Origin of the sequence: Aequorivita soesokkakensis (genome assembly GCF_001641085.1) — a bacterium.
GTDB classification, from domain to species: Bacteria; Bacteroidota; Bacteroidia; order Flavobacteriales; family Flavobacteriaceae; genus Aequorivita; species Aequorivita soesokkakensis.
In genome coordinates, this window is the sequence record NZ_LXIE01000048.1 from 1 (window position 1) to 16,466 (window position 16,466).

The 16,466-nt window shown below is 37.3% G+C and carries 19 protein-coding genes; 8 read left to right on the forward strand and 11 right to left on the reverse strand.

The genetic code is table 11. The features are described 5' to 3' along the window. Nucleotides 1–250: 250 nt before the first annotated feature. Genes A7A78_RS12715 through A7A78_RS12730 form a run of 4 tightly spaced genes read right to left on the reverse strand, consistent with a single transcriptional unit; the run spans nucleotide 251 to nucleotide 5,453 of the window. Nucleotides 251–1,204, reverse strand: a complete 954-nt coding sequence (locus tag A7A78_RS12715) for an AAA family ATPase (RefSeq protein WP_068762847.1) — start codon at nucleotides 1,202–1,204, stop codon at nucleotides 251–253. Nucleotides 1,205–1,217: 13 nt separating this feature from the next. Next, nucleotides 1,218–2,687, reverse strand: coding sequence for a peptidylprolyl isomerase (locus tag A7A78_RS12720; RefSeq protein WP_068762848.1), 1,470 nt, complete (start codon nucleotides 2,685–2,687; stop codon nucleotides 1,218–1,220). Next, nucleotides 2,644–3,471, reverse strand: a complete 828-nt coding sequence (locus tag A7A78_RS12725; RefSeq protein ID WP_242649280.1) for a peptidyl-prolyl cis-trans isomerase — start codon at nucleotides 3,469–3,471, stop codon at nucleotides 2,644–2,646. Before A7A78_RS12725 ends, A7A78_RS12720 begins: the two co-directional genes overlap by 44 nt. Nucleotides 3,472–3,497: 26 nt before the next feature. Further along, a complete protein-coding gene (locus A7A78_RS12730) occupies nucleotides 3,498–5,453 on the reverse strand; it encodes a peptidylprolyl isomerase (protein ID WP_068762849.1) in 1,956 nt (651 codons plus the stop codon). 241 nt (nucleotides 5,454–5,694) lie between these two features. Between A7A78_RS12730 and A7A78_RS12735 the strand changes: the two genes are divergently transcribed. The 5 genes from A7A78_RS12735 (at nucleotide 5,695) to A7A78_RS12755 (ending at nucleotide 8,002) form a co-directional block, all read left to right on the forward strand. Further along, a complete protein-coding gene (locus A7A78_RS12735) occupies nucleotides 5,695–5,937 on the forward strand; it encodes a hypothetical protein (protein WP_068762850.1) in 243 nt (80 codons plus the stop codon). Then, nucleotides 5,934–6,377: a DinB family protein gene (locus A7A78_RS12740; RefSeq protein WP_068762851.1), complete on the forward strand. Its 444-nt coding sequence runs from the start codon at nucleotides 5,934–5,936 to the stop codon at nucleotides 6,375–6,377. The genes A7A78_RS12735 and A7A78_RS12740 overlap by 4 nt, the downstream gene beginning before the upstream one ends. Before the next feature lie 68 nt (nucleotides 6,378–6,445). After that, nucleotides 6,446–6,958 (forward strand): OmpH/Skp family outer membrane protein, encoded by a 513-nt coding sequence (locus A7A78_RS12745; RefSeq protein WP_068762852.1) that lies wholly within the window; start codon nucleotides 6,446–6,448, stop codon nucleotides 6,956–6,958. A gap of 107 nt (nucleotides 6,959–7,065) precedes the next feature. Next, nucleotides 7,066–7,596: a hypothetical protein gene (locus A7A78_RS12750; RefSeq protein WP_068762853.1), complete on the forward strand. Its 531-nt coding sequence runs from the start codon at nucleotides 7,066–7,068 to the stop codon at nucleotides 7,594–7,596. Then, nucleotides 7,589–8,002, forward strand: coding sequence for a hypothetical protein (locus tag A7A78_RS12755; protein WP_131811150.1), 414 nt, complete (start codon nucleotides 7,589–7,591; stop codon nucleotides 8,000–8,002). Before A7A78_RS12750 ends, A7A78_RS12755 begins: the two co-directional genes overlap by 8 nt. A gap of 81 nt (nucleotides 8,003–8,083) precedes the next feature. Here A7A78_RS12755 and guaB read toward each other — a convergent pair whose 3' ends face one another. From guaB to A7A78_RS12780, 5 genes are all read right to left on the reverse strand, one after another. Then, entirely contained in the window at nucleotides 8,084–9,556 is a 1,473-nt protein-coding gene (gene guaB, locus A7A78_RS12760; protein ID WP_068762891.1) for an IMP dehydrogenase, read from the reverse strand. A gap of 74 nt (nucleotides 9,557–9,630) precedes the next feature. Beyond that, a complete protein-coding gene (locus A7A78_RS12765; RefSeq protein WP_068762855.1) occupies nucleotides 9,631–10,077 on the reverse strand; it encodes a hypothetical protein in 447 nt (148 codons plus the stop codon). Nucleotides 10,078–10,100: 23 nt separating this feature from the next. After that, complete coding sequence (locus tag A7A78_RS12770) at nucleotides 10,101–10,580, reverse strand: heme-binding domain-containing protein (RefSeq protein ID WP_068762856.1); 480 nt, start codon at nucleotides 10,578–10,580, stop codon at nucleotides 10,101–10,103. Further along, nucleotides 10,580–12,121: a bifunctional metallophosphatase/5'-nucleotidase gene (locus A7A78_RS12775; RefSeq protein WP_094746148.1), complete on the reverse strand. Its 1,542-nt coding sequence runs from the start codon at nucleotides 12,119–12,121 to the stop codon at nucleotides 10,580–10,582. Before A7A78_RS12775 ends, A7A78_RS12770 begins: the two co-directional genes overlap by 1 nt. 87 nt (nucleotides 12,122–12,208) lie before the next feature. Continuing rightward, a complete protein-coding gene (locus A7A78_RS12780) occupies nucleotides 12,209–13,072 on the reverse strand; it encodes a hydroxymethylglutaryl-CoA lyase (RefSeq protein WP_068762857.1) in 864 nt (287 codons plus the stop codon). A gap of 264 nt (nucleotides 13,073–13,336) precedes the next feature. Here A7A78_RS12780 and A7A78_RS15165 point away from each other — a divergent pair, with 264 nt between their 5' ends. The 3 genes from A7A78_RS15165 to A7A78_RS12790 all read left to right on the forward strand — a co-directional run bounded on the left by A7A78_RS15165 (nucleotide 13,337) and on the right by A7A78_RS12790 (nucleotide 14,622). Then, a complete protein-coding gene (locus A7A78_RS15165; protein ID WP_165593571.1) occupies nucleotides 13,337–13,489 on the forward strand; it encodes a hypothetical protein in 153 nt (50 codons plus the stop codon). A 65-nt stretch (nucleotides 13,490–13,554) separates the two neighbouring features. Then, nucleotides 13,555–13,815, forward strand: coding sequence for a hypothetical protein (locus A7A78_RS14915; RefSeq protein WP_094746150.1), 261 nt, complete (start codon nucleotides 13,555–13,557; stop codon nucleotides 13,813–13,815). A 462-nt stretch (nucleotides 13,816–14,277) separates the two neighbouring features. Further along, the gene (locus A7A78_RS12790) at nucleotides 14,278–14,622 is read left to right on the forward strand and encodes a hypothetical protein (protein WP_068762858.1); all 345 of its coding nucleotides are present in this window, start codon (nucleotides 14,278–14,280) and stop codon (nucleotides 14,620–14,622) included. A 161-nt stretch (nucleotides 14,623–14,783) separates the two neighbouring features. Here A7A78_RS12790 and A7A78_RS12795 read toward each other — a convergent pair whose 3' ends face one another. Both A7A78_RS12795 and A7A78_RS12800 read right to left on the reverse strand, forming a co-directional pair. After that, a complete protein-coding gene (locus A7A78_RS12795) occupies nucleotides 14,784–15,398 on the reverse strand; it encodes a LysE family translocator (RefSeq protein WP_068762859.1) in 615 nt (204 codons plus the stop codon). Next, nucleotides 15,395–16,459 (reverse strand): quinone-dependent dihydroorotate dehydrogenase, encoded by a 1,065-nt coding sequence (locus A7A78_RS12800; RefSeq protein WP_068762860.1) that lies wholly within the window; start codon nucleotides 16,457–16,459, stop codon nucleotides 15,395–15,397. Before A7A78_RS12800 ends, A7A78_RS12795 begins: the two co-directional genes overlap by 4 nt. Nucleotides 16,460–16,466 lie beyond the last annotated feature (7 nt).

The window sequence follows — 16,466 nt, forward strand, 5'->3', positions numbered from 1 at the left end:
GAATATAATATTTTTTCAGAAAGAGTTAGTGGTTTTCCAGTGATTTCACGTGCTTTATCAACACGTTCGGCCATTTGGGAATAAACCTTTTTTATCATATCAATATCAAAAGCCATAGTTGTATTAATTCACTAAATAGTAATTTTTATTGATTATAATTGTCGAATCAATAAAATTAGATATGAAAATTTAAGAATTTCAGAATATTATAAAACAATATTTTTATAATATCTAAAGGGAAGAATCTGAATTAATACAGGCTTTTGATAATTTCTTCAATGCTCAAGCCTTCCGCTTCGGCTTTGTAGTTTTTTATCAATCGGTGTCTTAAAATTCCTATCGCAGCTTTTTGGACATCCTCAATATCTGGAGAGAATTTTCCGTGAAGGGCAGCATGCGATTTTGCGGCCAAAATTAAATTCTGAGAAGCTCGTGGTCCAGCGCCCCAATCAATATAGGTTTTTACGGTTTCGGTCGCAGTTGAACTATTTGGACGGGTCTTTCCAACCAAAGTAACGGCATATTCCACAACGTTGTCAGCTACAGGAATTCTTCGGATTAATTGTTGGAAATCGATAATTTCTTGCGCTGTAAAAAGCGCATTTACCTTTTGGATTTCGCCCGCAGTGGTCTGCTTCACCACTTCAACCTCTTCAGAAAAAGAAGGGTATTCAAGGTTGATGGCAAACATAAAACGGTCCAACTGTGCTTCGGGCAACGGATAGGTTCCCTCCTGTTCTATTGGGTTTTGGGTGGCCAATACGAAATAAGGCAAATCCAATTTATAGTGATGCCCCGCAACAGTTACGGCACGTTCCTGCATGGCTTCCAAAAGCGCGGCTTGGGTTTTTGGAGGCGTTCTGTTAATCTCGTCGGCAAGAATAATATTCGCGAATATAGGCCCCTTTATAAATTTAAATTCTCGATTTTGGTCAAGAATTTCAGAACCCAAAATATCGCTCGGCATCAAATCTGGAGTGAACTGGATTCTTTTGAATTTTAAGCCCAATGCTTCCGCAACGGTATTTACCAACAAGGTTTTCGCAAGTCCTGGAACACCAATTAACAAAGCATGGCCGCCCGAAAAAATGGCCAGCAACACCTGCTCCACCACTTCATCTTGACCTACAATAACTTTTTTAATTTCCTGCCGAAGGGCATTATATTTTGAAACCAGTTGCGTTACCGCTGCTACGTCTGACATATTTTTTTCGATATTATTTTTTCATCCAATTCCCTGCAAAATCGCAATCTTGGTAGTCTTGGTTGATGCTAATATACGTATCTTTTATTTTCTCATTTTGCCACTTGTTGATTACTTTAATTTGCTTTTCGCGAAGTGCCAACTGTTTAATGCGCTCGTAATCCTTAGAGTAATCGGCTTTATGCTCTGGGTATTTTTTGGTGACAGTAAGTATTTTAAGACTGCTTTTTCCGGTACGGTCTCTGTCTGTAAACACTTTTGAAACCTCGCCTTCTTCCAAATTATAAACCTGTGCGCTTAAGGCAGGATCCATTTTTGTAAGATCAAATTTGGTGTCAAAATTAACTGGGTTTATCAATTGACCGCCATTATTACGGGTTTCTTTATCATCAGAAAATTCACGGGCTGCCTCTGCAAAAGTTATTTCACCGGCATCTATCTTGGTTTTTAAATCGTCTATTTCCTTTTGTGCGGCATCAATAGATTGTTGTGAAACTTCTGGAAACATAAGAATATGCCGAACATCTACTTCTTGTCCGCGTATTTTTTCAACGTATAAAATATGGTATCCAAACTCGGTTTCGAATGGCTCGCTTATTTCACCTTCCAAAAGAGAAAAAGCTTGATCCTTAAATTCTTTTGCCCAAGGGGAATCTCTTTTAACACTGGTATAAAGCCCTCCTTTGGAATTTGAACCGGGATCTTTTGAATATAATACCGCCTTTGTGGCAAAACTTGCTCCGTTATCAATAATGTCTGCGCGAATTGCATTCAGTTTTGCTATAACTTCATCTCTTGCTTGTTGCGTAATTTCAGGGTCAATAACTATTTGTGCTACTTCAATTTCAGCACCAAAAACCGGTCTCTCCTCTTCTGGAATTGAAAAGAAAAAAGTACGCACTTCTTCAGGGGTAACTTCCACTTTTTCAATTACTTTTTGCTGCATTAAACTGGCGAGCTTAATGCTTTTGTTTGCTTCAAAAAGATCTTTTTTCAATTCTGCAATATTGTCTTTTCTGTAATAGGCAGCCACTTTTTCTGGAGTACCCAATTCGCTAATCATATACTCCAACTGTTGTTCTATAACTCCATTTATTTCTGAATCGGGAACAAAAAGGCTATCCTGCTTGGCCTGATGCGCATAAAGTTTGTCTTCCATCAACTTGCCCATTAGTTGGCAACGGGTAATTTCTTCAATAGACATTCCTTGCGACTGCATTTCAACATAAGCTTTGTCAATATCGCTATCCAAAATAACATATTCACCAACCACAGCACTTACGCCTTCAGCTTTATATCTTTTAAAAGGAACTGTATCCCGTTGCACTATTTGTTGCACAACAAGAGAATCATTACTTTTAACTACTCCAATACTGTCCGGCTCCAAAACAACCTGCGCTTGCAGAATGGCAGTAGAAAATAACAATACCAATAAAAATTTATTCATTTTTATAGATTTCAAAATTATTTGTTTCAATAGCATCTTTTGTAATATCTGTTTCTAGTTTTTTTATAAGCTCGAGCTTTCTTTTGTTCAGAATAATCTGTTTCAAAGTGGGCTTGACATAGGAAAGGGGCGCTGTATCATTGGGATTGAGCACATTTTCAATTTTCACCAAATATACTCCTAATGAATCTTGCAACTGTGAAAAATTAGATTTTTTTAACACTTGCTCGCTATTCTCCCTTAATACTGGTAACGTATGAAGCAAAACTTCTTTTTTAACCCAAACCGAATCGTTAAAATTTGAAGAAATGAACTGATAGTTTTGGCTGTTTAGTGATGTTCTGTCCTTTTCATTATAACGGTTCAATTTTTCCTTTACGGAAGCAAGACCATCATAGTTAACAGGAAGTTGAACGTATCTCAATTTAACCAACAGGTCTTTAAGCTTAAAGTTTTCCTTATTGGTTTCATAATAATTTTGATATTCTTGTTCGGTGATAACGCTATCCAGCTGTTTGCTTACAATTACATTTTTGTATGCCTCAGTTAAAAGATCATTTTGATATTCCTGAACCAGTTTATTGTATTGATCCAGTTTATCTGCGGTAAGGTTGATTTTTGCTTGGTCAATAAGCAATTGTTGGGTTGCCCAACGATTTATATAATTATTTACAATTAATGTACTGTCTTCGGGGGAAGTGTTTTCAGCTATTAATTTTTGAATGTCGTCTTTATATAAATAACTGTTGTTAACCCGCGCCACAGCTTCCTTTTTAGCTTCCGGTTTAAAATAATTACAGGAAACAAAAAAAATACTCAATAATAATATTTTAAAAATATTCAGAATCACTTAAGCTCTTTTTTCAAATGTTTCAACGCTTTTTTGTCAACCTCAACTTTATATTTTGAATGCAATTCCTGCATCCATTTTGCTTCAATATCGTTTTGGTAGTTGCTCAACACTTTTCCTTTAACTTCATCCAATGACTTTTCTCCTGGAGCCAATATCGCCTTAATGTTAACGACCTCAAAGGAATCATTGTTTGGATAAACCTTTGAAACACCTTCTTTTATTTCCAAACCTTCCGGAAGTTCACGTTGGTCAACTTCAAAAAGACCGGGCGTAATCAATACGTTTACTTTATCATCCGTATTTAGCGCCGTTTTAATTTCTTCTGCAGTTTTGCCTTCAGCAAGCATTTTTTGAATTTGTTGTGCCAGCATTTCTGAAGTAGCTGAATAAATTATAGCCTCAACGCGTTGTTTCCATTGATAGTCTTGTTTTGTTTTATTGTAATATTCCTGAAGCCCAATAGAATCGTTCTTTGCTTTTTGCCAAATATTTTTGTTCATCACATCAAATATTAAAAGGCCATCGCGATATTCAGTAAGTATGGCGGCATAATCTTCGTTTTCGTCCTCAAGGTGTTCCTTAAAGTAATCTTTCAGGTTTTCGGTTTCAAACTCGTCATATAGATCTACTAAAAGCGCTTCTTTCTGCTTGTAAGGTCTAGTTGTTTTTTGACGGCCGGCAATAAATTTTGCAAAATCTGTATAGCCCAACTTTTTGTCGCCAATGGTGAAAAGGGTTTTTTCCATATCATTAGGAATTGGATTCATTATCCATTTTCTTTTCAAAACATCATCAGTTACGTACGTATCAAAATAAGGCAAAAAGCTTTCCCCTTTTTTGAAGCCGTATTTTTCCTTTATTTTATTGTTAATTGCATTGGTAACAATTTTGGAGCGATCGCCTTCGGTCACTCTTTTCTCCAATGATTCCTTTTGTTGTTCAAAAGATTCCTCAGGCAGTTTTTCATCCAAACGAATGATGTGCCAGCCAAAATCGGTTTTTACTGGCTTGCTTATATCGCCAATGTTTTTTAGTTCATAAGCAGCATTCTCAAACTCAGGAGCGCGAAGATCGCCTTTGGTGAAAGCGTTCAGTTTCCCGCCTTTTACTGCTGAATTTTTATCGTCTGAAAATTGTTTCGCAAGGCTTTCAAAAGATTCGCCTTGTTTTAACATTGTGTAAAGTTCATTGATGCGTTCTTCAGGATTGAAAGTACGTGCGCCTTTTTTATCTGAAATCATAATGTGTGAAACAGCAATTTTTGGCATTTTGCTTCTTCGGTCATTCACTTTTAGAATATGATAGCCAAAAGTGGTGCGCACAATTTTTGAAATTTCGCCAACCTTAGTATTATAGGCAGCATTTTCAAAAGGATAAACCATATTGAACACTGTAAAATAACCTAGATTTCCGCCAGTTTCCTTAGCTCCCGGCTCTTCAGAATATGTTTTTGCCAATTGGGCAAAGTCTTCGCCCTTAACAGCCCTATCGCGAATAGATTTAATTTTGTTGTAAGCCGCCAAGGTATCCTGTGGCACTGATTCATAATCTACACGAATCAAAATATGTGAGGCGTTAATATCTTCCTTTCCACGCTCATAGGCTTCTTTTGCTAGCTCTTCTGTAACCTTATCTTCAAAAAGATAGTTTCGAGAAAGCTGGTCCCTATATTTTGAATATTCACTTTTATATGTACTTTCCTTATCCAAGCCCTGTGTTTCGGCTTCGGCTATTTTCAGTTTGTAATCAATAAAAAGTTGCAAATAGCCATCAATATCCTTTTGCGATTCATCTTGAACCAAATCTAGGTTCTTCAAATAGACGCGCTTAAATTCATTGGCATACACCGGTTTGCCATCAATGGTCATCAATACTTCTTTTTTGTTTTGGGAAAAAACAGTAGTGGCACTTAAAAATGCCAAAATAATTACGGAAAGAAAATTTTTCATTTTTAAAATATTTATTTTTTATAGAAGTAATACGCTAGCCCTAAAGCTTTGGCGAACAAAGGTGCAAAAATAACAAAAAGGTATGGTAACATACATCAGAAAAGCAAACGAATTTAATATAATTATAGTGTTTTCAGCTTTTTAAAATATTATCAAAATCCCGTACCTTGCGGTATGTTGCAAACAGAAGCAAATCAATTGTTTTTTTGCAGCTTTAAAATTTCCACACAACAAAATGTAAATGACTGAACGCGTAAAACTTATATGGGATTTCCGGGGGCCAAACGCCCAACCAATCGCTATTCACCACGCAAAACACCTCGCTGAATTTGCCGAATCTGAAAAGCTACAAAATACGCTTACCGGCAATGAAGAAATAACCCCAATGCACCACATTGCATTTTTGGTGGTAGAAAAAACTTTGATGCATTCCTTACGGGAAACGCTTAAACCTACACGCGGCCAAATTTTTGACGAACAATGAAAGCGTTCTTTATTGATAAATTTGAATACACAAAACATTGCAACCAATTGTTGATAGATGTGCTTTTAAAAAATCCTGAAAATTATAAAGAAAAAATCAGTCTTTTGGCGAGCCATACCTTGAACGCACACCATGTATGGAATCATAGAATTTTTGGAATAGCGCCGGCACTTTCAGTATGGCAACTCTTGGAACTTCAAGATTTAAAAAAAATAGACACCGAAAATTTTGAGCAAACCAAAGAATTACTTCAAACAAAGAACTTAAAAGAGTCTATAAAATACACAAACAGTAAAGGCCAAAATTTCACAAATACTACTGAAGAAATTTTTTTTCACATAATAAACCACAGTACCTATCATCGTGGCCAGCTCGTGAGCCAGTTAAAGATAGAAGGCGTGGAACCTATAGTGACAGATTATATTTTTTACAAACGGTAAAGCCATCGCCTGTTTATTTGCAATATTTATAGTAATATTGCGCTCTAAATACTTTAAAAACAAACACAATGAAATTTTTAAAAATTGCAATCTTTTTTATTGGAATTGCGACTTTTGCACAAAGCAAAGTTGGAGCTGTTGACGTTGAATATATCCTTTCCAAGATGCCGGAAATGACAACTGTTAAAACACAATTGGAAGCTTACGGAGGTCAGTTGGATGTAGATCTAAACAAAAAAATAGACGAATATAAAAAGCTGGCCGAAGAGTATAAAAAAGGCGAAGCTACCTTTACCGCCGAACAAAAAAAAGAAAAGCAAACGGCGCTTATAGATTTGGACAAAGACATTCAAAAGTTTCAACAAAATGGGGCGAAGCTTATGGAAATTAAACAAAATGAATACCTTCAGCCACTTTACAAAAAAATTGGTGAAGCATTGGATAAAGTGGCAAAGGCGCAGAACTACACACAAGTGATGCAGACAACTACAGATTTGGTTTATCTTGATCCAAATTATGACCTTACTGTTCCAATTCTAACTGAATTGGGTATTACCATCACAGCGGAAGAAGGTAAATAACTTAACTTTTTTATTATTAAAATTAAACGTGAAGTCTTTAAGCTTCACGTTTTTTATTTAGGTTAAATGAAAATAATTATATTTGAGTCACTTCAGAATTGTCTTTGATGAATCTTCTTAAAAATTTTGCAGAAAAAAATAATGGCACTTATAGGGAAGATAGCATTAAAGAAGCCTATTCGCCAATCGGCAAAATGATTTACCAGCCTAAAGGCGCATTTTTTATGATTGGCGAATCCAAAATTTCAGTCAATCTTAATGAAGTTGGCGGGGCAATTCCAACATCGGAACCTTTTAAAATAACCCTTCATTTACAAAACAAGAACACAAACATTTTAGAAATATACCCGGTTTCTTTTTGGGAAATATTATTTCAAAATGTTTTTCCTTCAAAGCGTGTAACAATAAAAGATTTCTACATTTTTAAAGGAAATGGAAAGCTGATTGATGAATTAAGTACTGCAATTCCTATTATTAGTAAACTCAATAAACAAAGAGTTTATATTCGTATTCCTAAAGAAAATACTTCAAAAATTATACTTACGCCCGTCAGGGGAATTGAAAATGAAACAGAATTTGAATTCTTTATATCAATTCTAAAAACTCTTGAAGAAAAAATATATTCCCATAATGACTGAAAACCTAATTGAATCAATTCACCAAAACCCTTCAGGCATTAAATCTGTGAAAATTAATATCCAAGATCGGGATTATGAAGTTACTTATCAATTGGAGCGGCGAATTCATATAAAAATTAGTCCCGCACAACATTTGATTGAAAAGCCAGACTTTTTCGAAATAACAAAACTGCCCTTTGCGAGTATCATTTTCCGTTCGCCACAATACAGTTTACGCGGAAAAAAAACAGCGCTAAGTGAAAATTTACTTTCCAACCAATATACACGAGCCTTACTTTATTTTCCAAATTCAAAGATTGTTTGTTGCAACAACCAAATTTCATATTCCGCAGAAATCAAGAAAAAAAACAGTGATCAACTGGAAATAATAATTAAATATTTCAGCTCTTTACTGGCAACCCTTTAATCAAAATCTGTATTACTTTCCACAAAAAAAAAGCACCAGATAAATCCAGTGCTTCTAAAAATATTTTTTTGCTTTAATTTTTTATCTACTATAATTCGGCGCTTCCTTTGTAATGGTGACATCATGCGGATGGCTCTCAGCAATACCGGAAAAAGTAATTTTCACAAACTTGCCGTTCTCTTTCAAAGTTGCAATATCTTTTGCGCCGCAATAACCCATTCCTGCTCTCAAGCCGCCAATAAATTGTGTCATGCTCTCTACCAAATCTCCTTTATATGGCACTCGGCCAACAATTCCTTCGGGAACCAGCTTTTTAATATCATCCTCTACATCCTGAAAATAGCGGTCCTTACTGCCTTGCTTCATAGCCTCCACAGAACCCATACCGCGATAGGATTTAAATTTTCTACCTTCATAAATAATGGTTTCTCCTGGTGATTCCTTCGTTCCCGCCAACAACGAACCGAGCATTACACAATCTGCTCCTGCTGCAATGGCTTTCGGAATATCACCTGTATAACGAATTCCTCCATCTGCAATCACCGGAACACCACTGCCTTTTATAGCCGCTGCAACTTCCAGCACGGCCGAAAACTGTGGAAAACCTACTCCTGCAACCACTCTTGTAGTACAAATTGAACCTGGTCCAATTCCAACTTTTACGGCATCTGCTCCAGCTTCAACCAAATATTTTGCGGCATCTGCAGTGGCTATATTCCCAACAATAACATCCAATTCTGGAAATTTATGTTTTACTTGCTTTAAAACCTCAACCACTCCTTTTGTATGTCCGTGGGCGGTGTCGATAATTACCGCATCAATCTGTGCATTCACCAAAGCTTCTGCCCTTTCCACAGCATCAGCAGTTACGCCAAGTGCGGCAGCAACGCGAAGTCTTCCGTATTTGTCCTTATTGGCAATGGGTTTTTGGGTGAGTTTAGTAATATCCCTAAACGTAATAAGGCCAAGAAGTTTTCCATCATCGCTAACTACGGGGAGTTTTTCAATTTTGTTCTGCTGAAGAATTATCTCCGCTTGTTTTAAGGAAGTTCCCTGAGCAACGGTCACTAAATTTTCTGAAGTCATAACTTCCTTTAGCGGACGTTTCAAATCTTTCTCAAAACGAAGGTCTCGATTGGTAACTATTCCAACCAATTTTCCTGCATCATCAGTTATCGGTATTCCACCAATACTGTATTCGCGCATTGTTTTTTGGGCATCGCCAACCGTGTTTTCCCGTTTTAAAGTTACCGGGTCAATGATCATCCCGCTTTCGGCGCGTTTCACTTTCCGTACCTCAGCAGCTTGGTCTTCAATGCTCATATTTTTATGAAGCACCCCGATGCCACCCTCGCGGGCAATGGCAATGGCCATAGCACTTTCAGTAACGGTATCCATTGCTGCGGAAACAATAGGTACATTCAATGTAATGTTTCGGGAAAATTTGGTAGCGATGGAAACTTCGCGCGGTAAAACCTCAGAATAAGCGGGTACTAAAAGTACATCGTCATAAGTAAGGCCTTCTCCAAGAATTTTGTTATCGTGTGCGGTCATTGCAATTAAATTAACTTTCAAGAGCGAAAGTGGTTATGGATTAATTGCGTGCAAATGTAAGTTAAATTAAGTAATTAATTTAAATTTCTTTTTGTAAATCCGTAAGGAATATACAAAGGCCCATCATCATAAAAACTTATGTACAGTAAGATTGGTTCTTTCAAGCCTTCATAAGTAACTTCATAAATATCCACCAAAGCACTTCCCATCATACCGTTTTCACTTTTGTAAGGACAGCAACTTCCACGACGATGGAAAGTAAGTTCTTCCCCATTGGGTCCTGCTAAAGATGCAATATATCTTCTTTGATTCTGAACACTTTTCTCACCTACCATAACGGGATTCTCTCCGGTAAGTGCATATTTTTTATTGGGCGCGGGTTTAGTTATATCCAAAAACGGCTCATGGCTGGAGGAGCTTTCAGTAGGGTTTGTGGAAGAACTTAAAACCACGGGTTGTTTGGCACCGCAAGAAGTTAAAAAACTAATAGAAATTAATGCAATAAAGAAATATTTCATCATAAACAGATTTTTAGAGGTTACACTTATTTTGAAGAAACCTCCAATTGGTGTTTATACTGAAGTCTGGCCAAACCAGCCCATTGAAGCAATAGTTTTTTATCGTTTTCCGAAAGATTGCCGTGAATAATTGTATATGATTGTAAGGGCATTTCGTCTTTCTCTACCATTTCAACCAATTCTTCCAGTTTGTGTTCTTTCTTTTTAATGGAATAGCTGCTCCAATCTGATACATTGAAATGTTTTTTTCCGTGCTCAATATGATCTGCCAACCAAAGTGAGAAAGGCGCTACTTCAGAATACCATGAATATTGGGTTTGATTGCTGTGGCAATCGTAGCAATTTTGTTTTAAAATTGTGGCTACTTCAGCAGAGGGTTTAGTTTCAGCCTCAAAAGTGGCCACACTTTTATACCCTTCACTATTTTTTTCAGGACGAATAAATTGAATTGCTATTAAAGCAATCAGCGCCAGAACAAGAACGATTTTTATAATTTTTTTCACCATTATTTTTTTAACGAATTTAAATAAAAAATGATTGCTTTTCGAATATCTGCGGCAGTTTCGGTTTCTTTTGGTGTGTAAATTTCCACAATGTCTTTATTTTCAGGAGTTAAAAAAGGGATATCCAATCCTTTAAGCAGAAAGTCACTTATGGCGATCGTGTATGTTTTCTTTTCAGAAATTGGTTTTCCTTGGATTAACCAGTCCCCATTTGACGCTTCAGAAATATTATCGCGCTGCAAATAAGCGCCCGTGCCCTTTTTTTCTTGTCCGTAATCTAATATCTCCTTTAAAAGATTCCCTTTCAAATCTACCTTTAGCACACTTCCGCCAAAAGGCAAAACACGAAAAACATCTTTAGGCGTAATGGGGCCCGAAAGCATATCGTCCACTCTGATGGATCCGCCGTTTACTATTGCGGCATCCACTTTATTCTGATAGGAAAAAGCCATGGATTTGGTAATAATTTCACCAAGATTGGTCTGTATACTTCGGCTAGCGCTGTCCGTTCCGTCCAAAGGGATGGATGGATTGTAAATCACCTCATTCGGATTATCCACAACTTCCTTCAACTTCTCATCCAGCATATCGTTCCATTTTGAAACGATTCTTTCCACCTTGGCGTTTGAGGGTGTTTTTTCATCCACAAAAACAAGTTGTGAGTGAAGGTTATAATATTTCGTTTTTGGATTGAAAAGAATGGTATGCACATACACACTCTTGGCATTGGCGTCTGCTTTTGCAATCGTGGTTTTACCAACGTTAACTAACATTGCATTGTGTTCGTGACCGCCCATAATTAAAGGAATGGACTGCATAAGGCGCGCCAATTCCCTATCTTCTTCAATACTTACATGGGTAAGGCCGAACACCAAATCAGTCTTTTCGGTAGCTAATTTATAAGCTCTAAATGCTTCTTTATAAATATCGCCATAATAAACATACTCTTTAGGGTTCGAAGGCAGGGTCACGCTAACTACGCCAAATTTCATTTCGTTGCCGTTTGGATCAATGGCTTTGAAAGTTGCGAAATCTGAAATCGGCACTTTTGTAAATTCAAGCTTGGTTGAAAAAGGTTCTATTCCGTCTTCGGTTACATGGCGCACGTTTGCCGACGTCCATTTAAAAGTTGATTCGTCCAGTCTTTTTTGCAAATCTTCTTCGCTTAAATCCAACTCATGGTTTCCGAAAGTCACCAAATCAAAATCCATAGCGTTCATAACATCCACCATTTGTTTTCCGTTCAATCGTTCGCCATCAACTTTTAAAGTGCCCAGCAGCGAAGGATTCAAAAAATCTCCGGCCATAAACAGATAGGTATTCGGAAACTGCTTTTTAATAGAATCCCGAATATGGGCTACTCGCGCCATTCCACCGTATTCACCGCCGTTTAGCGGAGCAATTTCATATACATCGTTTACCTGTACAAATTTTAAAGTAACGAGTCCATTGCCTTTAATTACACCTTCAGTGTTTGGTTCTAAAATTGAACAGCTACTAACAAATAAACCCAGCCCAATAAGAAATAGTAAAATTCTTTTCATCTTTATTTAATATTTTAATAAAAAGGAAAATGGAATGCCCAAAATATTTATTTTCCTAATTTAAAAATTATTACAAGGCATTTCATCTTAATGATATTTAGTGAAAATCTTTGTTGCTTCGTTGTGCGCGCTTTCAAAAGACATTGGGTTAATGTTGCTCGAAACCTTTTCAGCCGTAAAATAGCTGAGCATTTTTTCGGTGGGCATATTCCCCGTCAATTCGTCTTTTGCCATCGGGCAACCTCCAAAACCTTGAATGGCTCCATCAAATCTTCGGCAACCGGCTTTAAAGGCGGCATCCACTTTTTCGTGCCAAGCATTTGGAGTGGTGTGCAAATGCGCACCAAATTCTATGTGGGGATATTTGGGTATTAAATTACTAAATAAATATGAAATAATATCTGGCGTTGAAGAGCCTACGGTATCACTCAACGAAAGAATCCGTACGCCCATAGCCGAAAGTTTCTCTGTCCACTCGCCCACGATCTCAACATTCCACGGGTCGCCATAAGGATTTCCGAAGCCCATAGAGAGATAGGCAACCACTTCTTTATTGTTTTTATGGGCAAGATTTAATATATCTTCAAGTATAACCAACGATTCAGCAATGGTCTTGTGCGTGTTCCGCATTTGGAAGTTTTCCGAAATGGAAAAAGGATATCCCAAATAATCAATTTCTGCATGTTTCACGGCATCTTCCGCGCCGCGAAGGTTTGCTATTATAGCGAGCAACTTACTTTGTGTAGCTGAAAGGTCCAATTTTGAAAGCACTTCTGCCGTGTCCTGCATTTGGGGGATTGCCTTTGGTGAAACAAAACTTCCAAAATCAATGGTATCAAAACCACAGCGCAAAAGTGATTGAATATACTTCACTTTTTGCTCTGTGGGAATCCAGGCTTTGATGCCTTGCATGGCATCGCGCGGACATTCTATAATTTTTACTTGCTGCATTGCTTCAAAGATAGCAATTCCTGCGAAGGCAGGAATCTTTCGATTTTAAAAAACGCTAAATTAGAAATACAAAAATATTTGAAGGGGGTTTTCTTTTTAGCACTCGCCCCAAAACCCCAAAAACAACAATCCAATTTTTTCAAGAGTAAGAGATGTGTGCAAAAAAAAGGGGGAAATCCCCCAGCAAAAACAGGGTTTTTCCTCTTGACTTGTATTTGAAAAGTTCTGAAATTAGTGATAGTATTAATTTTAAATTTTTTAATTATGCCATTTACAAATTTAAACAACACGCACTTAACAGGAGAGGAACAGGCAACCATAACAGAAGCCATTAACACCTTGAGGACCCTAACCCAGCCCATTGCAGTAAACCTGACCCCAGAAGAGCGCCAACGTTACGGCAGCTTAACGAGCTAAACAAAGGCATCGTTAACAAAGCAAAAAGCTTTAACAACGCCCAGCCCGCACTTAGCAGCCCAGACGTGGACTGGACAGAGTTTAATGATGACTATACCATGCGCGCTTTTATAGAAAACAGCCTGCAGTCCCTCTACGGTATTATTAAAGACCTAGAAAGCAGCAAGATTCTTTTTGATTTTGACAATTATACCGCTGCCAATGCAGATTATGCCTACACTATGTATAAATTGAAAAGTGGCGAAACTGGTTACCAAACAAAATATGACGAAATGAAACAGTTTTATTCCCGAACCACTGGGCCAGAAACCCCATCAGAAACATAAACAAACACTTATTTATTTGCTTGCTAAGAGCCTTGCCGCCTATTTTTTTTGGTTGCAAGGCTTTTTTAGTGTGCAGAAACCATCCCGTTAGGGTTCAAGATATATACGTTAGGGTTGGTAAACCTATATTTTAGGGTCTAGGACCCGAACGTTGGGGTTGGCGGACGTATATTTTAGGGTTCAGGACCCTAACGTTGGGGTTGGTGAACGTATATTTTAGGGTTCAGGACCCTAACGTTGGGGTGGTGGACGTATATTTTAGGGTTCAGGACCAGAACGTTGGGGTTGGTGGACGTATATTTTAGGGTTCAGGATCCTAACGTTGGGGTGGTGGACGTATATTTTAGGGTTCAGGACCCTAACGTTGGGGTGGTGGACGTATATGGAAGGGTAATTTTGTATATTAGCAGGGACATGTGAAATAAACTGCATGTTGATATATACTAGTTGTACTGCATTTGAATGAAACAAATTCTAATTATAATTTTTATCTTTTTTATAATTACATCTTGCAAAAGAGATTTAATTAAGGACGGAATTCTGATGGCGGAAAGAGAAGCTCCAATCGGATTTAACCACTTACGTGTTTTCCGAGATAGCACTTTCGAATTTGAATATAAAAGTTTTCCAAATAGCAAATTGCATACTGGAAAAATCAGAATAAAAAATGATACAATTATTTTCAAATATGATGATTCAATCCCAGCTTTCGGTGATAAAGCAATTATTGACGGAAAAAAATTAATTTACACAAATGGAAATTATAACGAAATACTCGAAATTTGGCTTGACAGTATATCGGACTAAAAAAACGCTTTACAACAATGTATAACCGCAATTACGGCGGATTCGACTACGTCCGAATCCACTCGGAATTGCTAACGTCAGTTATAAACCGAAAATTAATTAACTTTAAAACCGTAACTGACGGTTATACGAGACCGTTCTTCAAAAAAAAGAGCATCTTTTTAAGGAACCAAAATAAAAATAGCTATCCCCACAAAAACAACTATCTGCAACCACTTTAAAACAGTTCCCATACTTTTCCATTTCAAAAGCAAAGTTGAAATTTGACCCGCTGCCAAAGCGATACTGCTAAAAGTTAGAAAGGAAATTACCATAAAAGTTATTCCCAAAATATAAAACTGGGCAACTGTATTCCCTTCTTTATCCCAAAGAAAACCAGGGAAAAACGCCAAAAAGAAAATCATCACTTTTGGGTTTACCAAATTCATGATAACGCCAGTTTTAAAAAGTTGTGCGTATGATTTTTTTGGCGCATTTTCAGCCAACGCAATATGCTCGTCACTGTTATAAACTTTATAAGCCAAATAAAGCAAATAGCAAGCTCCCAAAACTTTTATACCGTAGAAAATTTCTTCCGAGGCGGTAATAATTGCAGAAACGCCAAAAGCTAAAAGCGTGGTGTGAACAATGCAACCGCTAATCAATCCAGCAGTTGTGGCGATGCCGCTTTTGGTACCATTTACCAAAGATTGAGTAAGCACATAAATATTGTCCGGTCCCGGAGAAATGGCTAAAGCAAGAGTTGCAATTGAAAATGAAATTAGGGTTTCAATCATTTTCGCTTTAAAATCGCTTTGTTTATTTGCTTAATCAAAATTGGACCTTCATAAATAAAACCTGTGTAAAGCTGCACCAAACTTGCGCCAGCATCAAGTTTTTCCAAAGCATCTTCTGCGGAATGGATTCCGCCAACGCCAATTATTGGAAACGCCTTATTGCTTTTTTCAGAAAGAAATCGAATAACTTCCGTAGCTCTTTTGTTTAAAGGTTTTCCGCTTAAACCGCCCATTTCCTTTTTGTTTTCGGAAGAAATCCCTTCACGGGAAATGGTCGTGTTTGTTGCAATAACGCCGTCTATTTTTGTGGTGGCAACAATTTCTATAATATCTATAAGTTGTTCATCTGTTAAATCGGGTGCAATTTTTAGAAGTATCGGTTTGCGTTTTTCTTTTGAGTTATTTCTGTCTTGCAGCGTTTGTAACAAATCGGTCAACGGCTTCTTTTCCTGCAATGCGCGTAGATTTGGCGTGTTTGGTGAACTTACGTTTACCACAAAATAATCCACATACTCAAAAAGCGCTTCAAAACAGATTAAGTAATCATTTACTGCTTCTTCGTTGGGCGTGACTTTGTTTTTGCCAATATTTCCGCCTATTAAAACGTGTGTTGTCTCCCCGAGCCTTTCGACTTCGCTCAAGACAGGCTTCGTCGAGGGGTTTTTCTTCAACCTTTCAACAGCCTCTTCTACTCCCCCATTATTAAACCCCATTCGGTTTATAATTGCGGAATCTTCCTTTAAACGAAATAAACGCGGTTTGTCGTTTCCGGGTTGGGGTTTTGGGGTTACGGTTCCTATTTCAATAAAACCGAAGCCGAAGTTTGAAAGCTCTTTGTAAAGTTTTGCATCTTTATCAAAACCAGCGGCAAGTCCCACGGGATTTGGAAACTTCAATCCAAAAAGCTCGCGTTCCAGTTTAGGGTTTTCAACTTTATAAATGCTTCTGAAAATACTTCCAAAGCCAATTTTATGGAAAAACCGAATCAATGAAAATGTGAAATAATGTATTTTCTCAGGGTCGAAACTGAAAAATAGTGGACGAATGATGGTTTTGTACATAGTTGAA